The sequence below is a fragment of the Salinirubellus litoreus genome (assembly GCF_037335815.1).
Taxonomy (GTDB): Archaea; Halobacteriota; Halobacteria; order Halobacteriales; family Haloarculaceae; genus Salinirubellus; species Salinirubellus litoreus.
Genome location: NZ_CP147841.1, coordinates 639612 through 663952, shown reverse-complemented (window position 1 = coordinate 663952; position 24341 = coordinate 639612). Strand labels below are relative to the sequence as shown.

Annotated in this window: 22 protein-coding genes and 2 pseudogenes; 15 read left to right on the top strand and 9 right to left on the bottom strand. The window is 68.0% G+C overall.

The genetic code is table 11. The features are described from left to right. Positions 1-44: 44 nt before the first annotated feature. Positions 45-599: a MaoC family dehydratase gene (locus tag WDJ58_RS03300; protein WP_338917809.1), complete on the bottom strand. Its 555-nt coding sequence runs from the start codon at positions 597-599 to the stop codon at positions 45-47. 193 nt (positions 600-792) lie between these two features. On the opposite strand from WDJ58_RS03300, the gene WDJ58_RS03295 reads away from it, so the two are divergent. The 5 genes from WDJ58_RS03295 to WDJ58_RS03275 all read left to right on the top strand — a co-directional run bounded on the left by WDJ58_RS03295 (position 793) and on the right by WDJ58_RS03275 (position 4467). Next, positions 793-1104 (top strand): AbrB/MazE/SpoVT family DNA-binding domain-containing protein, encoded by a 312-nt coding sequence (locus tag WDJ58_RS03295; RefSeq protein WP_338916198.1) that lies wholly within the window; start codon positions 793-795, stop codon positions 1102-1104. Then, the gene (locus WDJ58_RS03290; RefSeq protein ID WP_338916197.1) at positions 1097-1753 is read left to right on the top strand and encodes a hypothetical protein; all 657 of its coding nucleotides are present in this window, start codon (positions 1097-1099) and stop codon (positions 1751-1753) included. The genes WDJ58_RS03295 and WDJ58_RS03290 overlap by 8 nt, the downstream gene beginning before the upstream one ends. Positions 1754-1810: 57 nt before the next feature. Then, on the top strand, positions 1811-2368 hold the full coding sequence (locus WDJ58_RS03285) for a poly(R)-hydroxyalkanoic acid synthase subunit PhaE (RefSeq protein WP_338916196.1): 558 nt from the start codon (positions 1811-1813) through the stop codon (positions 2366-2368). A gap of 1 nt (position 2369) precedes the next feature. Next, positions 2370-3818, top strand: coding sequence for a class III poly(R)-hydroxyalkanoic acid synthase subunit PhaC (gene phaC / locus WDJ58_RS03280; RefSeq protein ID WP_338916195.1), 1449 nt, complete (start codon positions 2370-2372; stop codon positions 3816-3818). 196 nt (positions 3819-4014) lie between these two features. Beyond that, positions 4015-4467, top strand: a complete 453-nt coding sequence (locus WDJ58_RS03275) for a TIGR00725 family protein (protein WP_338916194.1) — start codon at positions 4015-4017, stop codon at positions 4465-4467. Positions 4468-4674: 207 nt separating this feature from the next. Here the strand turns inward: WDJ58_RS03275 and WDJ58_RS03270 are convergent, their stop codons facing one another. Next, positions 4675-4899: a hypothetical protein gene (locus WDJ58_RS03270; RefSeq protein WP_338916193.1), complete on the bottom strand. Its 225-nt coding sequence runs from the start codon at positions 4897-4899 to the stop codon at positions 4675-4677. 96 nt (positions 4900-4995) lie between these two features. Here WDJ58_RS03270 and WDJ58_RS03265 point away from each other — a divergent pair, with 96 nt between their 5' ends. Beyond that, positions 4996-6159, top strand: a complete 1164-nt coding sequence (locus WDJ58_RS03265; protein WP_338916192.1) for a thiolase domain-containing protein — start codon at positions 4996-4998, stop codon at positions 6157-6159. After that, positions 6156-6509, top strand: coding sequence for a Zn-ribbon domain-containing OB-fold protein (locus tag WDJ58_RS03260; RefSeq protein WP_338916190.1), 354 nt, complete (start codon positions 6156-6158; stop codon positions 6507-6509). Before WDJ58_RS03265 ends, WDJ58_RS03260 begins: the two co-directional genes overlap by 4 nt. A gap of 6 nt (positions 6510-6515) precedes the next feature. Here WDJ58_RS03260 and WDJ58_RS03255 read toward each other — a convergent pair whose 3' ends face one another. Further along, positions 6516-6965 (bottom strand): MaoC/PaaZ C-terminal domain-containing protein, encoded by a 450-nt coding sequence (locus WDJ58_RS03255; protein WP_338916189.1) that lies wholly within the window; start codon positions 6963-6965, stop codon positions 6516-6518. A gap of 196 nt (positions 6966-7161) precedes the next feature. Between WDJ58_RS03255 and WDJ58_RS03250 the strand changes: the two genes are divergently transcribed. Together WDJ58_RS03250 and WDJ58_RS03245 are read left to right on the top strand one after the other, a co-directional pair. Further along, on the top strand, positions 7162-7794 hold the full coding sequence (locus WDJ58_RS03250; protein ID WP_338916188.1) for a hypothetical protein: 633 nt from the start codon (positions 7162-7164) through the stop codon (positions 7792-7794). A gap of 168 nt (positions 7795-7962) precedes the next feature. After that, positions 7963-8829 (top strand): annotated as a pseudogene (locus tag WDJ58_RS03245) (hypothetical protein). Between the two features lie 335 nt (positions 8830-9164). Here WDJ58_RS03245 and WDJ58_RS03240 read toward each other — a convergent pair. From WDJ58_RS03240 to WDJ58_RS03225, 4 genes are all read right to left on the bottom strand, one after another. Next, positions 9165-10727 carry an AMP-binding protein gene (locus WDJ58_RS03240; protein ID WP_338916187.1) on the bottom strand — a complete coding sequence of 521 codons (1563 nt, stop codon included), beginning with the start codon at positions 10725-10727 and terminating at the stop codon, positions 9165-9167. 47 nt (positions 10728-10774) lie between these two features. Next, positions 10775-12283 (bottom strand): hypothetical protein, encoded by a 1509-nt coding sequence (locus WDJ58_RS03235; RefSeq protein ID WP_338916186.1) that lies wholly within the window; start codon positions 12281-12283, stop codon positions 10775-10777. A 284-nt stretch (positions 12284-12567) separates the two neighbouring features. Next, the gene (locus WDJ58_RS03230) at positions 12568-13563 is read right to left on the bottom strand and encodes a phosphotransferase family protein (protein WP_338916185.1); all 996 of its coding nucleotides are present in this window, start codon (positions 13561-13563) and stop codon (positions 12568-12570) included. 55 nt (positions 13564-13618) lie between these two features. After that, entirely contained in the window at positions 13619-14980 is a 1362-nt protein-coding gene (locus WDJ58_RS03225) for a cytochrome P450 (RefSeq protein ID WP_338916184.1), read from the bottom strand. A 149-nt stretch (positions 14981-15129) separates the two neighbouring features. On the opposite strand from WDJ58_RS03225, the gene WDJ58_RS03220 reads away from it, so the two are divergent. The 6 genes from WDJ58_RS03220 to WDJ58_RS03195 all read left to right on the top strand — a co-directional run bounded on the left by WDJ58_RS03220 (position 15130) and on the right by WDJ58_RS03195 (position 21618). Then, positions 15130-15954 carry a BtpA/SgcQ family protein gene (locus WDJ58_RS03220; RefSeq protein ID WP_338916183.1) on the top strand — a complete coding sequence of 275 codons (825 nt, stop codon included), beginning with the start codon at positions 15130-15132 and terminating at the stop codon, positions 15952-15954. A 158-nt stretch (positions 15955-16112) separates the two neighbouring features. Then, positions 16113-17180 carry a phytoene/squalene synthase family protein gene (locus tag WDJ58_RS03215; RefSeq protein WP_338916182.1) on the top strand — a complete coding sequence of 356 codons (1068 nt, stop codon included), beginning with the start codon at positions 16113-16115 and terminating at the stop codon, positions 17178-17180. Positions 17181-17275: 95 nt separating this feature from the next. Continuing rightward, the gene (locus WDJ58_RS03210; protein ID WP_338916181.1) at positions 17276-18739 is read left to right on the top strand and encodes an MATE family efflux transporter; all 1464 of its coding nucleotides are present in this window, start codon (positions 17276-17278) and stop codon (positions 18737-18739) included. Positions 18740-18792: 53 nt separating this feature from the next. Beyond that, positions 18793-18966, top strand: coding sequence for a hypothetical protein (locus WDJ58_RS03205; protein ID WP_338916180.1), 174 nt, complete (start codon positions 18793-18795; stop codon positions 18964-18966). 255 nt (positions 18967-19221) lie between these two features. Beyond that, entirely contained in the window at positions 19222-20610 is a 1389-nt protein-coding gene (locus tag WDJ58_RS03200; RefSeq protein WP_380660149.1) for a hemolysin family protein, read from the top strand. Between the two features lie 138 nt (positions 20611-20748). After that, complete coding sequence (locus WDJ58_RS03195; protein WP_338916179.1) at positions 20749-21618, top strand: universal stress protein; 870 nt, start codon at positions 20749-20751, stop codon at positions 21616-21618. Positions 21619-21788: 170 nt separating this feature from the next. On the opposite strand, the pseudogene WDJ58_RS03190 reads toward WDJ58_RS03195, so the two are convergent. Further along, positions 21789-22505 (bottom strand): annotated as a pseudogene (locus WDJ58_RS03190) (alpha/beta hydrolase). Positions 22506-22725: 220 nt separating this feature from the next. Continuing rightward, positions 22726-24318 carry a spermidine synthase gene (locus WDJ58_RS03185; RefSeq protein ID WP_338916178.1) on the bottom strand — a complete coding sequence of 531 codons (1593 nt, stop codon included), beginning with the start codon at positions 24316-24318 and terminating at the stop codon, positions 22726-22728. Between the last annotated feature and the right edge of the window lie 23 nt (positions 24319-24341).

Here is a 24341-nt window from a genome sequence, read left to right as displayed (position 1 = left end):
ACGGCGGAGAAGTCCGGGTCGGAGTGTGGTGCGTGTCGATGCGGTCAGTCGACGAGGATGACGGCCTCGCCGTCGATGACGACGTCCTCGCCCTTCTTGACGAGCGTCCGGAGGCGGAAGCGGCCGCCGCCGAGCGACTCGACGGCCTCGACATCCGCCGTGACGCGGTCGCCGAGGCGGACGGGCGCGCGGAACTCGACGTCCTGGGAGAGGTAGATGACGCTGCCGGGGAGCCGCGCGAGGGCGGCCGAGATGAGCCCGGATGCGAGGATGCCGTGGACGATGCGGCCGCCGAAGCGCGTCCCGCTCGCCCACTCCTCGTCCAGGTGGATCGGATTGGTGTCGCCGGAGGCGGCGGCGAAGCGGTCGACGTCCGCCTCGGTGAGCGTCTTGGTGAAACAGATCTTATCGCCCACCTCGAGGGAGTCGTCGTCGCCGTGGAACTCGACGTCCCACTCGGGGAGGTCCTCGCCGGGCTCGATGCGATCCTCTGCCGGGAGCTCCCGCTCGTCGGGCTCTGCCTCCTTCTCCGGCCCACGGGCCGGGACTCCCATCGAGGCGATCGCCGCCCGGTTCGCCTCCATGAACGACTCGAACATCATCGAAGACGTACGCGACCACACCCCGAACAGAGACGGGTAGGACCCGGAACTCATGAGCCGTATATATCATCCACTCCTACTAAAGGATGCTGGTTGAATCGCCCTTGACACCGAATGATGGTGGCAAATGGTTCTGAGTGGTGAGAAAGACAATCTTTTTACCCTCAGACACCTTCGTATCCCGTACGCGATGACAGACGATGGCGACGGCCCGGCGTTCCCGCCCGTGATGCGGGCGTTTCAGGAGGCCACCGAGCAGGCCACCCGGCAGCAGCAGGAGCTGTTCAAACAGTTCCTCGGCGGTAGTGGTGGCGACTCGGGCGGTCTCGCCCCGCAGATCGGCGCGATGAGTCAGATGGCGATGTTCAAGACGCGCGTCCAGAGCGGCGGCCGGATATCGATCCCGGACGCCGAGCGGGAGGCCCTCGATATCGAGGAGGGCGACATCGTCCAGACCGTCGTCGTCCCCGTCAAGCGGAACCGGAGTGATACCGATGAGTAACGAACCCACCTTCACGACCCCCGTCAGTACCGTCTTCGAGATGCAGCGCAGCGCGATCCGCCAGGGCCAGCAGGCCATCGAGAGCGGCGTCGAGTTCCAGAAGCGGCTGAACGCCGCGGCCCTCGACGGCGTCGAAGTGACCGAGGAGGCCCAGCGCGGCACCGTCGAGATGACGGAGAACGCCGTCCACAGCTACCTCGACGTCGTCGAGGCGACCGTCCCCGGCGCGGCGAGCATGACCGGTCAGGTCCGCGAGACCGTCGACGGCCAGTTCGATACGCTCTACCAGACCCACGAGGAGGCGTTCGACGTGACCGAGGGCGAGTTCGCCAAGGGTATCGACGCCTACGACGAGATGGCCGTCGAGTACCTGTCCGTGCTGAACGACCAGATCGAGGCGCTGCTCGACGCGCACGAGGAGATCGAGGGCCAGACCCTCGACTCCTTCCGGCAGGCCGAGAGCCAGTTCGAGGAGATGCAGGCCCAGCTCGAGGAGAGCGGCGAGGAGATGCAGGCCCAGTTCGAGGCCCAGACCGAGCGCTTCCAGGAGCAGTTCGAGTCCCAGTTCGAACAGTTCCAGAGCCAGCTCGAGGAGCTACAGGCCCAGTTCGAGCGGATGCAGGCCGCGAGCGTCGACGTCGAGGCCTGAGCCGGCCCAACCCTACCGTTTTATCGGTCGAGCGGCTACACGCGGACGAGATTCACCATGAGCGAGACACCCAACGAGATGCAGGAGGTACAGGAGCAGTGGGCCAGGATGGTCGAGCAGATGAACGACACCATGTCCCGGTCCATCGAGCAGAACATGGAGGCCCAGGCGAGCCTCATGGAGTCGTGGGCGGACGCGATGAACGACTCCGTCCCCGACGAGGAGATGATGGCCGAGAACTTCGAGGGGTACGCCCGCGCCTACGAGGTCTGGATCGACGCCGCCGAACAGCTGTTCGAGCGGACGGCCGACGCCGCCGAGGGCGAGGACGTCTCGTTCACCGAGCTCCGCGACGTCTGGCTCCAGAGCGCCAACCAGGCGTTCAAGGAGGTCATGTCCACGTCGGCGTTCGCCGCGGCCAACGGCCAGCTGGTCGATACGATGATGGAGATGCAGACCCAGACGGAGGAGTTCAGCGAGGAGACCCTCGCCCAGCTCGGGCTCCCCACGCAGGGGGACGTCGAGGAGGTCGGCGAGCGGCTGATCGAACTCGAACGCCGCCAGCACGCCGTCGAGGAGAAGCTCGACCGGGTGCTGGAACACCTGGAGGAGTGAGATGGCGTCCGAAAGAGGATTCAACCCGTTCGCGCTCGCGCTGAACACCCAGCGGGAGGTGCTCGAGTCGACGACCGAGGCGTTCGAGAAGTCCAACGTCACCGACGAGCAGCTCGACCGCGTCGCGTCGATCGACGTCGGCGAGACGCCGAGCGAGGTCGTCTACACGGAGAACAAGCTCGAACTGCTTCACTACGAGTCGCTGACCGACGAGCAGCACGGCGTGCCCATCCTGATCACGTACGCGCTGATCAACAAGCCGTTCATCCTCGACCTCCAGCCCGACCGATCGGTCGTCCGGCGGCTGCTCGAGGCCGGTCACGACGTCTACCTCGTCGACTGGAACGAGCCCTCGCGCCTCGACCAGCACCTCACCCTCGAGGACTACGTCTGCCGGTACATCGACAACTGCGTCGACGAGGTCCGGGAGCGCTCGGGCCAGGACTCGATCAACGTGCTCGGCTACTGCATGGGCGGGACGATGGCGGCGATGTACGCCGCGCTGAAACCGGAGAAGGTCCGCTCGCTCGGGCTGATGGCCGCCGGCCTCTACTTCGAGGACCAGTCGGGCGGCGTGCTCGAGCTCTGGGGCGACGAGTCCTACTACGACCCCGAGGACGTCACCGAGGCGTTCGGCAACATGCCCGCCGAGATGCTCGACGTCGGGTTCGCGCTGATGGACCCCGTCTCGAACTTCGTCTCGAAGTACGTCCGCTTCTACGACAACATCGAGGACGACGAGTTCGTCGAGAACTTCGCCCGGATGGAGCGGTGGCTCGACGAGGGCATCGACGTCGCCGGCGAGGCGTACAAGCAGTTCCTCACCGACATCTACCAGGGAAACCAGCTCTACGAGAACGAGCTCCATCTCGGCGACCGACACGTCGACGTCACGAACATCGACATGCCGATGCTGCTCATCATGGGGGAGTACGACCACCTCATCCCCTGTGGCGCGAGCGAGCCGTTCGCGGACGTGGTCGGCACCGACGACGTCGAGCAGATCAAGTACCCGACCGGCCACATCGGTCTCTCCGTCTCCAGTTCCTCGCACGAGGACGTCTGGCCCCGGGTCGCCGAGTGGTTCTACGAGAAGTCCCCCGTCGAGGAGGGGGAGGTGAACGTCGAGATCGAGGACACGGGCGACGCCGACGGGGCGGACGACTCCGTCGAGGCCGAGGGCGGATCCGGCCCCGAGACCCCGGATGTCGACGATTCCGGCGATTCCGCCGAGGAGGGAACGGACGTCGAGACGGCGGTCGCCGAGGCCGTCGCCGGCGGCGACCTCGAGTCGATCGACGGGATCGGACCGACGTACGCCGAACGGCTCCGCGAGGCCGGCATCGACGGGCCGGCGGCGCTCGCCGACGCCGACCCCGAGGCGGTTGCCGAGGCCGCGGAGGTCCCCGTCTCCCGCGCCGAGGACTGGATCGACCAGGCCAGCGCCTGACCGGTCCGCGTCTCGCTCTCACTCCGGGCTTCTGCGGGCGTTCACTCCGAACCGTTGAGTGCTGTGACAAGCAGTAAGCCGGTGTTTAGATACTCACACTGGTCCGAAGTTAGTTACGATAGTTCAGAATCAGTGACTTCGATCACGCCCTTCGGGCGACGACAGTAGTTTCCCCCGACCGACCGTCGCCCTCGACATGCGCGTGAGCGTCATCGGCGGGAGCGAGGTCGACGAGGAGACGTACGGGCGGGCCCGCGAGGTCGGTCGACTCCTCGCGGAGCGCGACCACGTGGTGGTGTGTGGCGGCTACGGCGGGGTGATGGAGGCGGTCTGTCGAGGTGCACGGGACGCGGGCGGCCACACCATCGGCGTCCTGAAAGGGAGGGACCCGGAGGCGGGTAACGAGTGGGTCGAGACGGGTATCGCGACGGGGCTGGGTGACGCCCGTAACGCGCTCGTCGTGCTCAACGGGACGGCATGTATCGCCGTCGATGGAGCGGCGGGAACGCTCTCCGAACTCGGTCTGGCGTTCGTCTACGGCCGGCCGGTCGCGGGTCTCGGGACCCACGACTGCTCGGCGTTCGACGGCTTCAAAGCCGTAGAAACGCCCCACGAGGCCATCGCCTACGTCGAACACGAGGCGGAGTGACGCGGCTGGTCTGTTCACTATCGAGAGGAGGTCGGCGCTCCGGACGGACAGGAGCCAGTGGGGCGCTCCGATCAGCGCCCCGAGGAGCGGTGGTGACGGATGGTGGATCCAGGTTGATGCCCACCGCGTGATTTAGGCATACCTAAAAGTACTTGAATCCATCGGTGCCGTGCCCCGGGAACCGATCCCTCGACCCCTTGTCACTCCTCAGTCCGAGAACACGGAGAGGACGGCTCCGGCGAGGAGGAGGAAGACCCCCAGTAGTCGGACACGGCGGGCGGTTCGGTCGCGCGGGACGAACGAGACGTCGAGGGCGACGTCGTAGACGAACCGGACGACGTCGACGAGCAGTTCGGGCAGGAGGACGTGGAGGAGACCGACCGCGAGCGCCCCCCGGCTCGCGAGGCGGCGTTCGGCTGACGAGAGCTCCATACTCCCCGTTCGGCCGCCCAGTACGGATAGCTACCGGTCGCGATTCCGGCCCCCGGCCCGGAAGGGTGTTAAACTGGGCCCCCCGACCGGGACGGTATGCGAGACGTGAGCATCGTCGGTGCGGGGACGACGCCGTTCGGGGTTCTCGACGGTGGGGTGAAGGACCTCGGGAGCCGCGCGGTCGCGCGTGCGCTCCGTGATGGCGGCGTCGGTCGTTCGGCGGTCGGGGCGCTCTACGTGGGGAACTTCGTCGCCGGCATCCTCGAGGGACAGGGCGCGGTCGGACCGATAGTCGCCGACGAGGTCGGTCTCTCGGGCGTGCCGGCGATGACGACCGAGGGGGCGTGTGCGAGTTCGGGTATCGCCCTGCGCCAGGCCCACCGGGCGGTCGCGAGCGGCGAGTACGACGTCGTGGTCGCGGCGGGCGTCGAGTCGATGACCGACGCCGGGACCGCGGAGTTCACCCGCGCGCTCGGGAGCGCCGCCGACCGACTCACCGAAGGGGTGACGGGGCTCACGTTCCCCGGGTTCTACGGTATCTACCTCGACCGCTACATCCACGAGTACGGTGCGACCCGCGAGGAGATCGCGGCGGTGTCGGTGAAGAACCGGGCGAACGGCGCGAGCAATCCCCGGGCCCGGTTCCGCGAACCGGTCACCGTCGAGGAGGTGGTCGAGTCGCGGCTCGTCGCCGACCCGCTCCGGCTCTACGACTGCTGTCCGGCCGCCGACGGCGGCGCGGCGGTCGTCCTCGCGGCGAGCGAGGTAGCCGAGGAGTTCACCGACGACCCCATCGAGGTGCTGGGGACGGGCCACGCGACCGGCCACAACGCCGGTCACCGCTACGAGGACCTGACGACGCTCGACGCGACCGTCGACGCCGCCGAGAGCGCGTACGCCGAAGCCGGCCTCGGCCCCGAGGAGGTGGACGTGGTCGAACTCCACGACTGTTTCACTCCGGCGGAGATCGGCGACAGCGAGGACCTCGGGTTCTTCGAGAAGGGCCAGGGTGCGCGCGCGGTCGCCGAGGGCCGGACCGAGGTGGGCGGCGAGATTCCCGTCAACCCCTCGGGCGGGCTGCTCTCGAAGGGCCATCCTGTGGGTGCGACCGGTATCGGCCAGGTGTACGAGATCTGTCGACAGCTCCGGGGGGCCCACGAGAACCAGGTCGAGGACGCCGCGGTGGGCCTCGCGCACAACCTCGGCGGGAGCGGCGCGGTCTGTACCGTCACCGTCCTCGGGCGAGGTGACCGCCGGTGACGTCGGGCGGAACCCCGCCGGAGTTCCCCGCGCGGGCGTGTGCGGAGTGCGGCGCACTGTACGGCCACGAGCCGAGCGTCTGCCGGGCGTGCGGCGCGGAGTCCCTCGAACCCCGCCCCCTCGACGGGTCGGCGCGGCTCTACGCCAGTACCACCATCCGTGTCCCGGGCTCGGACCACCAGGGTCAGGAGCCGTTCGTCGTGGGACTCGTCGACGTCGCCGACTCCGTCCGCGTCACCGCGCGGATCGAGGGCGTCGACGGTATCGAAGAGGGGGAGCGACCCGCCCCCGACGCGCCGCTCGAATACGTCGGGGAGCGCGAGGGTGCGTTCTACTTCCGGCCGGCGTAGGGGTCCTCAATCCCCCCGAGCCCGCATATACTCGAGTGTCTCACAGACCAGCACCGTCCGGCCGTCGGCGGTCGTCACCTCGTCGCGGAACGTGACGATACCCCCCGGTGCCCGCTCGCGCTTGTCGACGACCTCCCTCCCCACCGAGATGGTGTCGCCGACGTACGTCGGTTCGGGGATCCGCATCGAGTCGAGGCCGTAGTAACAGACGTTCGAGTCCTCGTGACGGAAGTCGCTCGTGATGAGTCCCTCCATCATCGCGTAGGTGAGCGGCGCGTGGACGACCCGCTCGCCGAACTCCGTGTCGGCGGCGAACTCGGCGTTCATCTGGAGTTCGTTCATGTCGCCGGTCGTCCCGGCGTGCTGGACGAGGTGGGTCTCCGTGATGGTCCGACCCCGGGTCTCGAAGGTGTCGCCGACGGCGAGGTCGTCGTAGTAGTGGGCGTCCGTGGGCATGAGCGTCACCGGGGTGTGCGGAGATATAAGCGCCCCCATCCGGAATCGGACCTGCTGATCGATCCAGGGGCCAGCCCGCCGACGGTCGTTTCCCGTTTCTCACTCGACATGTTTAATAACTGATAATAGCTCCCTACGGCTTGATTTTACGAGAGTCGCGTCTTCGGGTCGATTCTACGGGAATCAGGAAGACACCATGACTCAGTACGAAGTACGGGATATCGAAGAGCCGACGACCGGGCGATGGATGCGAGCGAGCGCCCTCGCCGGGCTCGTCGGCGGAGCGATGATGGCGGTTACGGGACTCGCCCTGCTCAGCGTCCTGAACGAGGCCGAGTTCGAGTACGTCGAGCCGTTCGGCACGGTCGCGATGCTCGTCCTCGCGCTCGCGCTTCCGGCGCTGTACGCGAGCGAGCGGGGCTGGTTTGGCCGACTCGCAACGGTCGGATTCGGTCTGTTGAGCCTCGGCTGGATCGCCGCCTCGGTCGGGCTGGTCGTGACTACCCTCACGATGCCTCCCGTCTCGGAGGCCGGCTTCCTGGCGTTCCTGCTCGGATTCCTCGCCGCGTCGATCGGGATGCTGGCGCTCGGTATCGCGATGCTGCGGAGCGACGCCTCGACGAGCCCGCGTATCGTCGCCTGGCTGCTCGTCGCCGCCCTGCCCGTCGGCGTTCCGTTCGCCATCGCGTTCACCACCTACGTGATGGGCGAGGGAGCCGACCCGTGGGCCGGCCCGATGCTGCTCTACGGCCTCGCCTGGATCGTCCTCGGGCGCTACCTGTGGAGCCGCCGGGCCATGATGTCCGATCTTGACGTAGTCGTTCGGTAGGTCTGAAACCGACCGAGTACCGATGCTTACACTTCGAGTATAATTACGGCAATGAAGAGAGCGCTGGGTCCCAGACAGTTCCAGAATGACACACAAGTGTAGTCAGGCATTATACCGACTGAATTTATCTGTCGAAAGCTATTACCCCTCTCCTAGATTCAATGTACCATGGGATACTTCGACTATGAGTTTGAATATTTTCCTGAGCGGGGGTTGCAGGATTTAGAAACATTAGAAAGCGAAGGTTGTGTTTTCGCTCAATTCTGGTTTGAGGAGTTTGACGAGTTTCGGTACTGTCGTGTGCCATTTAAACCACCAGAAATAGTGGAGTATGTTGAAGCAGCAAAAGCCTATGAAGAGTACCTACACTATACTGATTCGGGATGCTCTGGAAGAGAAGCGCTAAATAAGATATCCAACAGCAAGGCTCGGGAAAGAGTAATAGAGGATCCAAGAGTAGATACTCAGAGAGAATCGTTTAGCTTTGCAAACTTCATGACCGCTGATTTGGAGAGTCTGACGTCAGGTCATGAGAAAGAAAGATATCATTTGGTTGATGAAAATAGATCGCTTGACAATCGTGCTATATTGCGAAAAGTCACTCAGAACTTAGAAACATCTGTACATGCCCTCCAGAATCGTTACGGAAACCGGCCCCCATTTGAAATCAACGATGAACAGGACATTCACGACTTATTATATGCGATAATAAAACCAATCTTCCTTGATACACGGACAGAAGAATATACTCCAAAGCATGCTGGCTCTTCAAAACGGGTTGATATTGTTATTCCATAGATATCAACAGGAATTGAACTCAAATATGTACGGAATGAAACTCATGGAAAGAATGTGGCGGACGAGTTGAAAATAGATATAGGGAGCTACCATGCTCACGAGAACTGCAATAATCTCATAATAATAATCTGGGATCCAGATTCATTTATTCATGATAGACACAACATAAAGGCAGATCTCGAAGGACCACGGACTATCGATGGCAAGAAAATCGAAGTTGAAGTGGAAATATTCTGAATATTCACCGCGTAAACAGATTGAGTGTACGTGGGTCGCCTCTGAGTAGTCTTTCTACTTTGTCCCGGCCACGGTCGCGGTTTTCCTAGAGATGACTGCCACGTGGGGGTCAGTCGGGAGGGATGGCACCTCCAACGTCGTCTCAACTAGTGGTGCGTTCATGAGAGATCATCTCGGTGACGAAGGGGGCACGTGCTCGCCGATCTCGTTGGTACTGGTACATCTGCAACCCACACCAGTCGCTCCGTATGGAGAGGATTGTGTTCGTTGCGCTCGGTCAACCCAACAGGGAGATGTGGCCCGTCGTTGGTGTTGTTCCAACCGGACCCGACCGCTCAACTTATCTGTCGGTCCGAGCCCTCCCAGTAGGGCTCCCGGAGCGCCTTCTTGTCGACCTTTCCATAGGGTGTAGTGGGGATCTCCTCGACGAACTCGACGCTCTTGGGCTTCTTGTACGCCGAGAGCTTCCCGTCGGCGAACTCCTTCAGATCGGCGGCGGTGAGGTTGCCCTCGCGGACGATGACGGCATGGACGGCCTCCCCCCAGTCCTCGTGGGGGACGCCGATCACCGCGACCTGTCTCACTCCGGGGTGTTCGTCGAGGGCGTCCTCGACCTCGGTGGTGTAGACGTTCATCCCCCCGGAGACGATCATGTCCTTCGCGCGGTCGAGCAGGTAGACGTAGCCGGCCTCGTCGCGTCGGGCGACGTCGCCCGTGCGGAGCCACCCGTCCACGATCGTCTCGGCGGTCTGCTCCGGCTTCCCGTGGTAGCCGTCCATGACGTAGGGCGAGCGCATCACCAGTTCGCCCGGTTCGCCCGCCTCACGGAAGTCGAGATCCTCGCGCTCGGGGTCGACGATGCCGGCGTCGACCATCGCGGCCGGCTTCCCGCAGGACTCGATCCGCGTCTCGCCGATCACGTGGTCCCCCTTGGGGAGGACCATCCCGATGTCGGGCATCTCGGTCTGGCCGTATATCTGGACGAACACGTCGCCGAAGGCGTCGAGGGCCTCCGTGAGCCGCTCGGCGGTGATGGGTGCCGCGCCGTAGACGACCGTCTCCAGCGAGGAGAGATCCGTCGAGGCCAGCGCCTCGTGGTCGAGCAGCCGGTATATCTGTGTGGGGACGAGGAACGTCCAGGAGATCGGTTCGTCGTCGACGATCCCAAGGAATCCCTCGGGGTCGAACCCCTGCGTGAGCGTGAGGTGTGCGCCCTGCGTGAGCGCCGCGAGGTGCATGTAGCCCGCGGCGTGGGGGAGCGGCGTCGTCACGAGCACCTCCTCGGCGTCGCGTATCTCGAGGGCCATTACGTGGGCCATCATATCCATCGCCAGCGTCCCGTGGGTGTGGCGCGCGCCCTTGGGGCGGCCGGTCGTCCCACCGGTGTAACACAGCCGGAGCATGTCGTCGGCCCCCACCTCGACGTCGCGGGTTCCGTCCCCGTCGGCCTCCGCCACGAGCGACTGGAGGGGGACCTGCTCCCCGACGCCGTTCTCGACGGCGACCGCGAGCTCCAGGTCGGGGAGCTCCGGCTCGATGTCCGCGAGCGTCCCGGTGAAGTTCCCCCCCGCGATGGTGGCCCTGGCCCCCGAGTCCGAGAGCATGTACGAGAACTCCTCGGCGGTGAGCATGTCGTTCATCGGGACGTGCACGAACCCGCCCCGGACGCAGGCGAAGTTCGCCGCGAGGTACTCCAGCTGGTTGGACATCATCGTCCCGACGTGATCGCCCGGTTCGATGCCACGGTTCCCCAGGGCGACCGCCAGCCGCCCGCCGCGCTCCCACGCCTCGCCGTAGGTCCACGTCTCGCCCTCGAAGGTAGCTATCGGGCGATCCGCGTGCTTCTCGCAGGCCCGCCGCAGGAGCCCCCCCGCCGTCGGCCCGTCGCGTTCGTCCATGTCGCCCGCAAGGCGAGGGCGCTCAAGGCGTTTTCCCCGGTGGGAATCTACTCCCCGAGCCAGTCGGTGAAACAGCCCTCGATCAGCGTCTCGGACTGGGCGTCGACGTAGTCGGCCTGCATCCCCCAGATCGCCTCGGTGAACGGTACGCCTCGCTGGTATCGGCTCCTGACCTCGCGGTACTTCCACCGTGCGGGGGTGACGCCCAGCTCGACCCGGCGTTCGAGCGGCCGGAGGTAGTAATCCACTTCGGCCTCGTCGAGCCCGCGGAGTTCGAGGCCGTCTCGGGCGTGTTCGAACAGTTCGCCGAAGACGACCTCGGGATCGGTCGTCGGGTCGCCGTCCCGGGTGATCCACTCGAGATCGGCCCGGAGGCCGTTCTGGACGGCGGCGTAGAAGTTCTCGTGGGCGTCGGTCCAGTCGAGGTCGTAGACGGGGTGTTCGCGGGTGGGGAGCGACTCCATCAGGCCGGCGTAGACCGCCAGGAGCGCCACCGAGTCCCGGACGGTGGGCTGGCCGGGGAGCGGGCGGAACTCGATGCGGGCGTTGGCCGCCTTCCGGGAGGCACCGTCGAACACCGGTCGAACCCACCGCCAGAACGTACCGTGCTTGTGCCGGAAGTGCGCGAACCGGTCGTCGAACCGGCCCGTCGGCTCCTGGAGGATGGGGACGACCGTCCGGTCGCCGGCGATGGCGTCGACCGCCTCCTCGACGTTCTCGATGTCCTCGGGAAAGCGGACCTTCGGGTCGTCCGGGGGGTTGAGCACGGACTCGAAGACGCTCACGCGGTTCTCCATCGGGCAGTCCGCGAACACCACCTCGGGGTCGGCCGTGTAGAGGTCCGGGGGGAAGAACGGCGAGTTGACCGCGAGGGCGACCAGCGGCCCCGCGATACGGAGGGCGTACCGGAAGTACTCGGGGAGGTCCTGCGCCTGGGGGACCTGGTAGTGGGGCTGGATGGAGGTGATGAGGCTCTCGGGCATCACCGTCTCGGCGTCGAGCTCGACGTGCGGGGCCGAGAGCGACATCGTCGCGCCGAACTCGGTGTTCGCCATCGCGTGGTAGCGAACCGAGTCGGACATGTCCGTCGCGAGTCTGATCCCGTCCTCCTCGACGCTGTCGGCGAGGTACGACCGTGCCGTCTCGCCGATCGGCGGTACCGTCCACATCCCGTCGCTGACCAGGCGCATCCCCTCGTTGCGGACCTCGCGCTGGGCGGCGTCGAGCTTCGCCTGGACCTCCGCCGTCGTCGCGCGCAGGCCGTAGGACGACAGCGGCTGGGGCGTGGTCTGCATCTCCGCGTTGTGCAGCCCCAGCTCCTTCTCGAAGCCGATGAACTCCAGCAGCCGCCGGGGGACCCGCATCAGCGCGTCCGTCTCGGCGTTCACCGCGTAGAACTCGTACTCGAACCCGACGATCGCCTGGGGGTTGTCGAACGCTCCCTCGTGGAGCTCACGCTTCAGCTCCTCGACCTCGTCCGCGACCCGCCGCTCGAACTCCTCGCGGTCGACGTCCAGTGCCTGTCTGACCCGTTCCGCGAGCTCCGACCCGGACATACGGCCGGGTTGTGCGGGGGGGCGGTTTGAATCCACCTTTCGGTGGGAAGGAGCGTGTGGCCGGCGACGCACCCCCGACCAGCTCGGTTGGATACCGTGTGGAGGCCGGATCTGACAGGGGGGGAGGGCGGGAGCCGGATCGAATCCGGGGACCGGTGGTCGGGCGGCGCGTTCTCGCACGCCCGGCGAAGGGGGAGGGAGGGACCGGGCGTCCCGGGGGTGGGGGCGTTCCCCCGGGCGGCACCTGATGGTAACGACGGGGAGCATATCAACCGAACGATCACTCAAACGGGCGTTTCACCGTCTAGTGCCGCGAGGAGGTGCCGGCGGTGGAACGCCGCGGCCGCCTCGTCACCGAGTTCGGGGTAGCGCGGGCGGGTCACGCAGCCCCGGGAGTCGACGGCCGAGGCGACGACGGCCGCGATCCGGTAGAGCCGCCGTTCCGTCGACGACCGGTCGGGGAGCGCCAGTCGGTCGCGGTATCCGTCGAGGAACGCCGACCGGAGCCGGTCGGCCGCCCCGGGGAGGTACCAGTCGGCGGTGACGTACGCCGACTTCGCCAGCGAGAGCCCGCGTGCGGCCGCCAGCGGCTCGCCCCAGTCGAGCAGCGCCGTCACCGTCCCGCCGCCGACGGTCGCGTTGCCCGGACGGAGGTCCCACGGGAACAGCCGCGCCGCCGGGTCGGTCGGCAGGTCCGCGAGCCCGGCGTCGACCGCCTCGCGGACCCGGGATGCGAGGCCGGCGAGGCTCTCGCTCGTGCCGTCGACGAGCGACGAGAGCGCCCGCTCGACGTAGCCACGGAACCACGCCCGCCAGTCGGTCACGGGGTCGGCGACGAGGAGCCGGTCGCCTCCGAGCACCACCGATCCGTACCCCTCGAACGCGAAGGCGTCGTGGAGGGCCGCGAGCCACCGTCCCATCGACCGGACGGTCGCCTCGCGGTCCGCCCGCGACAGATCGACGAACCGGGCGTGGAGGTCCTCCCCCGGGGCCCGCTCGGTGAGGAGGTACTCGAAGCCCTCGACGGTCCCGCCGGCGAGGACGCGGGGGACCGGCACCTCGGTCCGGCGGTCGATCTCGCGTGCGAGACGGGCCTCGGTCGCCAGTCCCGCTCCCGTGTCTTCCGGGTTCGCAGGTCGGGTCTGGACCACGAGATCGCGCCCGTCGGCGAGCGAGACGAACGCCGTCCGCTTCCTGTTGCCCGTCGCCGGCGTCTCGATCCCCGAGACGGTCGCCTCCGGGAGCGCGTCGGCGACCACGGCACGGACGGTTCGGTCCACGTCATCACTGGGAACGCCCGGTAGATAAACTCCCGACCGGGTAGCGTTCCGGTACCTACGACGAACGGGTGCTCACCTGCGCCCCGACCGGTCCCTCCGGCCGCATCGTGATGGCGACGTCGAGATCCAGCTTCCCCTCGTGGACCCCGACGTCGAACTCGCGGGCGAGCGTCGCGAGGACGAGCTTCGCCTCGACGGTCGCGAACCCCCGTCCGATGCAGGCGCGCGGGCCGGCCCCGAACGGGAAGTACGCGGCCGTCTCGGTCGGTCGTCGCTCCAGCCAGCGCTCCGGTCGGAACGAGAGCGGGTCCTCGAAGTGCCGACCGTCGCGGTGGATCGCCCACTGCGGGAGGATCAGCGGCGTCCCGGCGGGAACGCGGTAGTCGCCGAGGCGGGCGTCACCCCTCGGCTCGCGGAACAGCGCCCACACCGGCGGGTAGAGCCGCATCGACTCGTTCACGACCGCCTCCGTGTACGGGAGCGAGTCGAGGTCCTCCCAGTCCGGCGGGCCGTCGAGCGCGTCGACCTCCTCGTGGAGTCGATCGGTCGTCGCCCCACTCTCGTCGCCCGAGAGCAGGAACCACGCGTAGGTCAGGACGAGCGCGGTCGTCTCGTGGCCGGCGAGCAGGAGGGTCACCACCTCGTCTCGCACCCGACGCTCCGCTATCTCGCCGGCGTCGGCGGCCGCCAGCAGCGTCGTCACGACGTCCGCTGGCGGATCGGGGGTGCGGTGTCCCTCGATGATCCGCCCGGCCAGCGCGTCGAGGTCCTCGATCGCGCGGTCGAACCCCGCCGGCCGACGTCGGGGGGCCCAGGAGGGGAGCACCGCACGGCTCAGCGAGGGTCCGAACGACTCGGAGAGGTCGTCCATCGCCGCTTCGACCGTGGCGACGTCGCCGGCGTCGAGTTCGGTCCCGAGGAGCGTCTCGGCGATCACCCGGACCGTGAGGTCGGTCATGTCGGCGTGGACGTCCCGGTCGGGTTCCCCGCGCCAGTCCTCGGCGATCCGGGCGGTGTGCTCGCGTATCGAGCCGACGTATCCGCGCAACGCGGGGGCGTAGAACGCGGGATCGAGCCGCCCTCGCTGGTCCGCCCAGGAGCCCCCCTCGCTGTTGAGGAGCCCCTCCCCGAGGAACGGCTCGGTGAGCTCCGGTCGGAGGTCGGCCTTCACGTAGCCCGGGTCGCCGGGCCCGCCGTCCCGTCGGGTCCGTCGCTCGGCGTCCGCGTCGACCAGCACCTGCCGGACGAGTTCGGGCGAGAGGACGAGGTAGACGTCGCCGCCCGGCCCCGACAGCCGAACGATCGGATCGTCGTAGGCATCCCGCACCGCGTCGAGGTACCGGAGCGGGTCGCGGGCGAACCGGAGGACGTTCCCCACGAAGGGGCTCCCGGGGGGCGTCCGGGGAGTACGAGCCATGCGGGAGTATCGACCTGCCGACGGTTAGCGCCTTCGACGGTCGCGACGGCTCCGGCCGGCCGTGTCGCCCCACGATCCGGCCGAGGACGAGTGGATCCGACTCCCGCGGCTCGGCCAGGATTAAGGGAACCAGGGTCGAGTCCCCGGTCATGGAGACGAACTCGACCTTCGGCGCGTCGAAGCCGGTGGTGGGGATGGTCCACCTGCCGCCGCTCCCCGGCGCGCCCCGGTACGATCCCGAAGCGGGTCGCGAGGGGCTCCACGAGTCGGCCCGCCGGGACGCCGAGCGGCTCGCGGCCGGGGGCGTCGACGCGGTGATGGTCGAGAACTTCGGCGACGTGCCGTTCTACCCCGAGGACGTCCCGAAACCCGTCGTCGCCGAGATGGCGAGCCTCGCGCGGACGGTGCGCGAGTCGGCTGGACTCCCGGTCGGCGTCAACGTCCTCCGGAACGACGGTCCGGCCGCGGTCGCCGTCGCGGCCGCCTCGGGTGCTGACTTCGTCCGCGTGAACGTCCACGTCGGCGCTCGCGTGGCCGACCAGGGGATACTCGAGGGGCGGGCCCACGAGACCGCTCGGCTCCGGGAGCGCATCGACGCGAGCGGGGTGCGGATACTCGCCGACGTGGACGTGAAGCACTCGGCACCGCTGGCGGACCCGGGTTACGAGGCGGAGTCGCTGGCCGAGTCCGCGGAGCGGGGGCTCGCCGACGGGGTGGTCGTCTCGGGTGCCCGGACCGGCCGGGAGACCGCGCTCGCCGACGTCGAGCGGGCCGTCGAGCGCCGTGACGATCTCGGCCTCGACGCCCCGGTGTTCGTCGGCAGCGGCGTCACGGCCCGCAACGTCGACGAACTCCTCTCGATCGCCGACGGCGTCGTCGTGGGTACGGCGCTGAAGGAGGGCGGCGAGACGACGGCACCCGTGAGCGTCGGCCGCGTCGAGGAGCTGGTCGCCGCCGCGGACGGTGTTCGGTAGTCGCCCGGTAGCCGCCCGATAGTCGCCTCCGCGCTCGGTCACCGCGGGACGTTCGGCCGTCTCGGGGCTCCGGAACCTCGATCGGAACCCTTTTCCGACGACTGCGCCCGGTTCTGACAACCGGGCTTTTATAGACCGGGGCGGCGTCTGTACGGCCGATGAGCGAAGCGCCGGGTGTCACTTCCGACCGGGCGTGGACGTTCGACGCCGTTGAGTCGGTCTCCCGGACGTTCGCCCTGAGTATCGACCTTCTCGAGGAGCCGGTCGCGTCGTGGGTCTGCACCGGCTACCTCCTCTGTCGGATCGCCGATACGGTCGAGGACGACCCGTCGATCCCCCCGGGGGTCCGGGCTGACCTCCTCGAGACGTACGACGCGGTCCTCGACCCGGCCGAGGAGACCGACGTCGAGGCGTTCCTCGAGGCGGTCGAGCCGGTCCGCCCGGACGACCCCGGAGCCGAGGACGACGACTCCGACTGGCAGGTCGTCGTCGACGCCGACCGGGTGTTCCGTGTCTTCGACTCCTTCGATCCACCGGTGAAGGCGGCGATGCGGCCGGTCGTCCGGGAGATGGCCAGCGGGATGGCGGGGTTCCTCCGGCGCTACGCCGACGAGGGCGGGCTCCGACTGCGGACCATCGACGAGCTCGAGGAGTACTGCTGGTACGTCGCCGGCACCGTGGGCAAACTGTTCACGAACCTGCTGGAGTACTACGGGACCGGCTGGCCGACGCCCGACCCCGAGGACGCCCGGGCGTTCGCGCTCCTCCTCCAGCTCGTGAACGTTGCCCGGGACGTCCGCGCCGACTACGAGACGGAGAACAACGTCTACCTGCCGGCCGAGTGGCTGGCCGAGGAGGGGATCGACCACGCCGCAGTCGGCGACGCCTCCCGGTCGGCGGCGGTCGACCGGGTCGTCCGGCGGCTGGTCGATCACGCCGCGACCTACGCGCCCGGAGCCCGCCGCTACCTGGAGTGCGTCCCCGAGGGGGACGCGATGCTCCTGGAGGCCGCGGGACTCCCGTACCTGCTCGCGCTCGGCACGCTCCGCGAACTCCGCGAGCGGAGCCGGGAGTCCGTCGACCAGGCGTCGACGGTCAAGCTCCCGCGCGAGGAGGTCGAGGCGCTGTTCGCCGAGGTCGACGACGGGCTCACCCAGACGGAGCTGACCCGGCTGGCCGAGGCCGTCCGCGCGGGGCCGTACCACCGCTCGGACGCCTCGATCTGATCCGAGGGGACGGCGGCTCCGATCCGGGGGGTTAAAACCGGGGCGGTCGTCCGGACGAACCACTCGTGGGAGCGAAGGAGCGGAGCCGCGTCGACATGACCACGGGCGCGATCGCGCCCAGACTCGGCCAGCTCGCCTGGCCGCTCGTGCTCGGCAACCTGCTTCAGACGTTCTACAATCTCGCGGATATGTTCTGGGTCGGCCGCGTGAGCCCCGAGGCGGTCGCGGCCGTCTCGCTCATGTTTCCGCTGTCGTGGATGTTCGTCTCGACGGCGATGGGTATCACCGCGGCGACCATCGCGCTCGTCTCCCAGTACGTCGGCGCGGGCGAGGACCGGCGGGCCGACCACGTCGTCGCCCAGACGGTGCTGCTGACGCTCGCGGTCTCGGCGGTGCTGGCGCTCGTGGGACTCGCGATCCGTCGGCCGCTCCTCTCGCTCATCGGCGCGCGCGGCCAGGTGTTCACGGAGGCGCTCGCGTACATCGAGGTGATCTTCCTCGCGCTCCCGTTCACGTTCTTCTTCTTCGCCTTTCGCGCCTCGCTCCAGGGCGCGGGCGACACGCGGACCGCGATGTGGCTGATGGTACTCTCGGCGGGTGCGAACGTCGTCCTCGACCCGTTCCTCATCCTCGGGTGGGGGCCGTTCCCCGCGTGGGGGACGTTCGGGGCCGGCGTCGCCACCTTCCTCTCGCGGGGGGCCTCCGTCGCCCTCGGGCTCGTGGTGCTCCTGCACGGCGGGTTCGGCGTCCGACTCCACCTCTCGGACCTCCGGCCGGATCGCGAGGTGCTGAAGAAGCTGATCGACATCGGCTCGCCGGCGACCCTAGACGGGTGGGCGCGGAGCTTCGCCGCCGTCGCGATGGCCGGGTTCGTCGCCCGGTTCGGCCCCGCCGCGACCGCCGCCTACGGCGTCGGCGTCCGCCTGATGTCGGTGACGTGGTCGGTCGCGGGCGCGGTCGGCCAGGCGACGGCGACGGGCGTCGGACAGAACCTCGGGGCGAAGACGCCCGACCGCGCCGCTCGCGTGGCGTTCGTCGCCACCGCCGGGACGATGGGCCTGTTGCTTGGCGCGACCGCGCTCGTCCTCGCCTTCCCCGCCGCGGCGATCCGCGTCTTCGTCGCCGATCCCGAAGTCGTCGCCGAGGGAGTCGTCTTCCTCCGCGTCGTCGCCCCCTCGTGGGCCTTCTTCGGCGGCGTCATGACCATCCAGGGAGCCTTCCGGGGGGCCGGCCACACCAAGGTCGCCATGGCGCTCTCCTTCCTCTCGCGGTGGATCCTCCGCGTGCCGGTGGCGCTCGTCCTCGCGTTCGCGTGGACCCTCACCCTCCCCGGCGGCGTGGTCGTATCGGGGTTCGGCATGGGCGCGTCGGGCATCTGGTGGGCGTACGCGACCGCCGCGTTCGGCTCGTTCCTCCTCGCCGTCGCCTGGTTCCGGCGGGGGACCTGGCGCGAGGGCGTCGTCGAGAGCGGTGCTCCGGCCCGCGGACCGGGACCGACGGTCGACACCTCCGAGCGGGACGTGGACGCCGAGACCGACGCGGAGTCCGTCGACGACTGACGGCCCCGTGATCCGTGCTAGGGATTTACTATCGAGGACGGGTACTGGATGGCATGGACCAGGAGACGGTCGCGTTCGGTGGACCGCTGGTGGGCATCGTGGTCGGGCTGATCGTCCTCATCGCAGGCGTCCCGGCGGGCGGGCTGAACCCGGTGCTGACCGCGGGCGGGCTCATCGCGCTGGTGAGCGTCGGCGTGCTGGCCCGCAACGTCGGCGCGCTGGAGTAGCGACACTCGCTCGATAGAACTGACCTCGATCCTCCCTGGTGGTTCTTCCGGGGGGATCGTCGATACCCCCGCGTTCGTCCGAGCGAGAGGATGGGTACCGCTCGGAGGCTTTCTGCCGTGGGATTTCGACCCGAGACGTTCGACGCACGACCGAAAGACGAGCGGAAGAAAACCAGGCCACGTACGAGCGCCGGTCGTGACCTCCTTTCTCCGTTACCCGGGGTTACTTTCCCGTTCGAGTGATAGGCGGAACCGATGATGGCATCCGTACTCGTAGCGGTATCTGAGGCCAGTACCACACTGTACACCGTGCCCATCGTCGGTGTCGAACTGGGGCAGACAGGGGTCACCCTCGTCGGTGTCCTCATGATCCTGATGCTCCTCGTGGGGTCCGGATTCTTCTCCTCGTCGGAGATCGCACTGTTCTCCCTGCCGGCCCACCAGATCGACGCGATGGTCGAGGAGGGCAAGCGTGGCGCGCGCGCGGTCAGATCCCTCAAGGAGGACCCTCATCGTCTGCTCGTGACGATCCTCGTCGGGAACAACATGGTCAACATCACGATGTCCTCCATCTCGACCACCCTCGTCGGCTTCTACTTCGACGCGAGTACGGCAGTCATCGTCTCGTCGCTCGGTATCACGTCGATGGTTCTGATATTCGGCGAGAGCGCCCCCAAGTCCTACGCCGTCGAGAACACCGAACTGCACGCACGGCGCGTCGCCCGGGGACTGAAGGTCGTCGAGAAGGTGCTGTGGCCGCTCATCGTCCTGTTCTACTACCTGACGGGCCTCGTGAACAGGATCACCGGCGGCAGCGCGTCCATCGAATCGACGTACGTCACCCGCGACGAGATCCGGAACATGATCAAGACGGGCGAGCGCGAGGGCGTCCTCGACGAGGAGGAACGCCAGATGCTCCAGCGCGCCCTGCGGTTCACCGACGCCACCGCCAAGGAGGTGATGACCCCCCGCCTCGACGTGGCGGCCATCCCAGGGGATGCGACCGTCGAGGAGGCCATCGAGCAGTGTATCCGGTCGGGGCACGCCCGTCTCCCGGCCTACGACGGCTCGCTGGACGACGTGATCGGCGTCTTCGACATCCGTGAACTGGACGATTCCAGCTACGATACCTTCCCCGACCTCGAGGTAGCGGACGTTGTCAACCCGACGCTCCACGTCCCCGAGTCGAAGAACGTCGACGAACTCCTCGCGGAGATGCGCGAGAACCGGACGCACATGGTCATCGTCGTCGACGAGTTCGGTGCCACAGAGGGTCTCATCACGATGGAGGACATGACCGAGGAGATCGTCGGCGAGATACTGGTGGGTGGTGAGGACCACCCGATCGAGCTCGTCGGCGACACCGAGGTGCTGGTCCGCGGCGAGGTCAACATCGAGGAGGTCAACGAGGCACTCGACATCGTCCTCCCCGAGGGCGAGGAGTTCGAGACGATCGCGGGGTTCATCTTCAACCGTGCGGGCCGTCTCGTCGAACAGGGCGAGGAGTTCGACTACGAGAACGTGACACTGCGGGCCGAGCAGGTGGAAAACACCCGCATACAGAAGGTCCGGGTGACCGTCGACCCCGAAACCGCCGCCCCGATCGAGGAGGAGTCGGTGGCGAACGAGGACGATCCCGACTGACCGGCAGCGTCCCGGCGGCCGGAATTCCTGATGGGTGACGATCCCTCCCGACAGATCCGCTGTGGCTAGATGCCGCTCGCGTCGGGGACAGTGAAAACCCATTAGGGATCGGCAGCCGTACCTCCCGCCCACCGGATCATGTACGAGAACGTTCTCCTCCCGTACGACGGTAGCGACGGTGCGGCCCAGGTGCTCCACCACGCCAGCGAGATCGCTCACTGGGCCGACGCCACGATCCAGGTGCTCTACGTCGCCGATACGACGCGCGACAGCGTCACCGTCGTCGAGGGCGAAACCGTCGATGCGCTCGAACGGGAGGGTGAGGGTATCGTCGACGAGGCCGCGAAAACGCTGGACACGCTCGGAACGTCGTACGACACCGACATCGTCCAGGGCAATCCGGCCCCGACGATCGTCGACTACGCCGAGCGGTACGATCAGGACCTGATCGTGATGCCGACCCACGGCCGCGAGGGGCTCTCGCGATACCTCGGTGGAAGCGTCTCCGAGAAGGTCGTCCGGCTCTCCTCGGTTCCCGTTCTCTCGGCCCGTATGCAGCCCGACGAGACGCTCGAATTCCCCTACGAGAACCTCCTCGTTCCGACCGACGGGAGCACCGCCGCGACGCACGCCGCCGATCACCTCGTCGAGCTCGCCGCGGCACTCGATGCGACCGTGCACGTCCTCTCCGTGGTAGACGATAGTACACTCGGGGTGGACGTTCGGTCGACGGTCTCCGGGAAGGAGAGCGAACAGGCCGCGACCAACGCCGTCGAGACCGTCGTCTCGGCGGCCGAGGCACAGGGGGTGACGAGTACCGTCCGCCACGTCGAACACGGAACGCCTTCCGAGGTGATCCTCGACTGCATCGAGTCGAACGACGTACACGCCGTGGGGATGGGCACGACGGGGAGACGCGGCACGGACCGTATCCTGCTCGGTAGCGTCGCCGAGAAGACCGTTCGCTCCGCCCCCGTCCCCGTCATGACCGTCGCGGAACCGGAGTGAATTCGGCCGAAGAACGTGGCCTGAGGCCGGCACCGGCGGCGTCCGGGACCTCCGCTACCCGAGGTCGAACGTCGTTCGGAGGTCGCCCGCGACGTCCGCGACGGCCTCGTGGGCACGGTCGAGTTCGACCGGACCGGCGAGCATCGTGAAGAACGCGTGGATCATCCCCTCTAGTTGCCGTGCTCGGCGTCCACGCCCGCGTCCTCGAGCGCCTCGGCGTACGCCGCGCCCTCGTCGCGGAGCGGGTCGAACCCCGCCGTCAGGACCGTCGCCGGCGGCAGGTCCGCGTGCGAGCAGGCGACCAGGGGGAACGCGTACGGGTTGGCCGTGTGGAGGTCGCTCGCGTAGTAGCAGTCGCCGAACCACTCCATGTCCGACCCCTCCAGGTAGTACCCCTCGGCCTTGGCCTCCCGGGAGGATCAGTCCTCGCGGGGACTCACGGCGGGGTAGACCAGCATCCGGCGGTCGATCTCGGGGCCGCCGCGGTCGCGGGCCATCAGCGAGACGGCGGCCGCCAGGTTCCCGCCCGCCGAGTCACCCATCACCGCCAGGCGGCCGTCGCCGTCCACCTCCTCCGGGTTCGCGTCGACCCACTCGAACGCGGCGTAGGCGTCCTCGACCGCCGCGGGGAACGGGTGTTCGGGCGCGAGGCGGTAGTCCACCGCGACTACGCCACAGCCGCTCTCGCGGACGAGGTGTCGACAGGGTACGTCGTGGCTGTCGAGCCCACCGATGACGAACCCGCCCCCGTGGAAGAAGACGACCGTCGGGAACGGCCCCTCGCCCTCGGGCCGGTAGGCGCGGATCGGGACCTCCTCGCCGTCGGGGCCGGGAACCGTCCGGTCGGTCACCCCGCCCACCCCGGGCCCGTCGACGTCCGGGCGCATCTCCGTGGACACCTCGCGAGCGCCCTCGGGGCCGTACTGGTGGAGCGGGAGTACGTCGGCCGCCGCGACCGTCTCCAGGAGTGACTGCACCTGGGGGTGTGGCTGGTCTGACTGTATGGACGCTCAGTCCGAACGAGGACACATCAAGCCGACGACACCGGCGACCCGGACCACGGGACGCACGGCGCTGTGCGCCCGCGCCTTCGACGGGTCGGGGTGGCTACGGCGGGGCCGCGGGCGGCCGCACGGCCCGACGGCGCTCGACCGACGCCGACGTCGAGGTCGTGCCGTTCTCCTCCTCGACGACGTACGCCCGGCCGGCCATCGGGTCGAGCAGCTGCTCGACGGGCGCGCGGCCGTCCCGGAGTACCGGCACGTCCCCGGTCCGGACGTCGGTCCGGTAGAACCCGACCGCCCGTGAGAGGTCCGCGCCGACGTCGCGGGTCCTCGCGCGCTGCCGGAGCTCCGCCTGCGTGATCCGACTCGCGTTCTTCGTCGCCACGAGTTCGATGTTCTGGACTAATCCAGTGGAAGAGGTCGGGAAGGCGTACACCTGCGGGTAGACCTCGCCCATCGTGCGGTACTCGGCGCGGTAGAAGTTCGAGGCGGGGCCGCTCGGTGCCGAGATGACGTTCGCGAGCAGGACGCCGTCCTCGTCGAGGTGTTCCGAGGTCAACTGCATGAACTCGACCGTCGTCAGCTGGAAGGGCACCTTGTCGCGCTTGTACGCGTCGAGGACGATCAGGTCGTACGTTCGGTTCGTCTCCTGGAGGAACTGCCGGCCGCCGACGGTGTGTACGTCGAGGTTCTCGGACTCCTCGACCCCGAAGTACTCCTCCGCCGTGCGGACGACCACGGGGTCGATCTCCGCGACGTCGACGGTGATACCCATCTCCGCGAAGTGCTTCGGGCCGGTGAACCCCCCGCCGCCGATGAACAGCACGCGGTCGACGTCCTCGGTCATCAGCAGGGGGATGTGGAAGTAGCGGGTGTAGTCGAAGACGTGGCGGTAGGGCTCGTCGAGGTCCATCGCGCTGTGTGGCTGGCCGTCGAGGTAGAGCGTCCGCACGTCGCCGTCGTCGACGACCGCGAGCGACTGGTAGGGGGTCTGGGTGCGGTAGACGGTGTCGCCGACGACGGCCGCGCCGATCGGGCCGGTCATCACCACCGCGACGAGGACGACGAGGACGACCCCGATCTGGGAGAGCCGCTCGCGCGCGAGCGAGGGGAGCGAGAGCCCGACGCTGGCGAGGACGAGCACGACGCCGAACAGGATCCCGACGGTCTGGACCGACAGCGAGGGGACGAGGAAGAAGGTGGTGAGGAACGCGCCAGCGATGCTCCCCACCGTCCCGAGCGCGTAGACGTGGCCGGAGGCGGCCCCCGGCGTCTCGCGGTCGGAGAGTTCGGCGGCGTAGGGGCTGATGAACCCCAGGAGGTACACCGGCGGGCCGAACAGGAGCGTCACCGGGAGCAGGGGTGCGAACCGTGCCGGGACGGGAAACGAGCCCGTGGCCCGGAGGATGAGGTCGCCGACGAGCAGGAGGACGGCGACGTACCCCGCCGACCAGAGCATGAGGGTGGCGAGGTTCGACCGGGTCGCCTCGCGGGCCTGCCGGCCGCCGCGGTAGTAACCGAGCGAGAGCGCCGCGAGGAACACCCCGATGATGCTCCCCCAGGTGTAGATGCTGCTGCCGAACTCGGGGGCCAGCAGCCGACCGGCGAGTATCTCCAGGCCCATACTGGTGAGCCCCGAGACGAGCACTGCCAGTTCGACGCCCGTCGGCCGCCAGTCGAGCGAGGACCGGTCCATGTAGGAACCCCTACGCGTCCCGG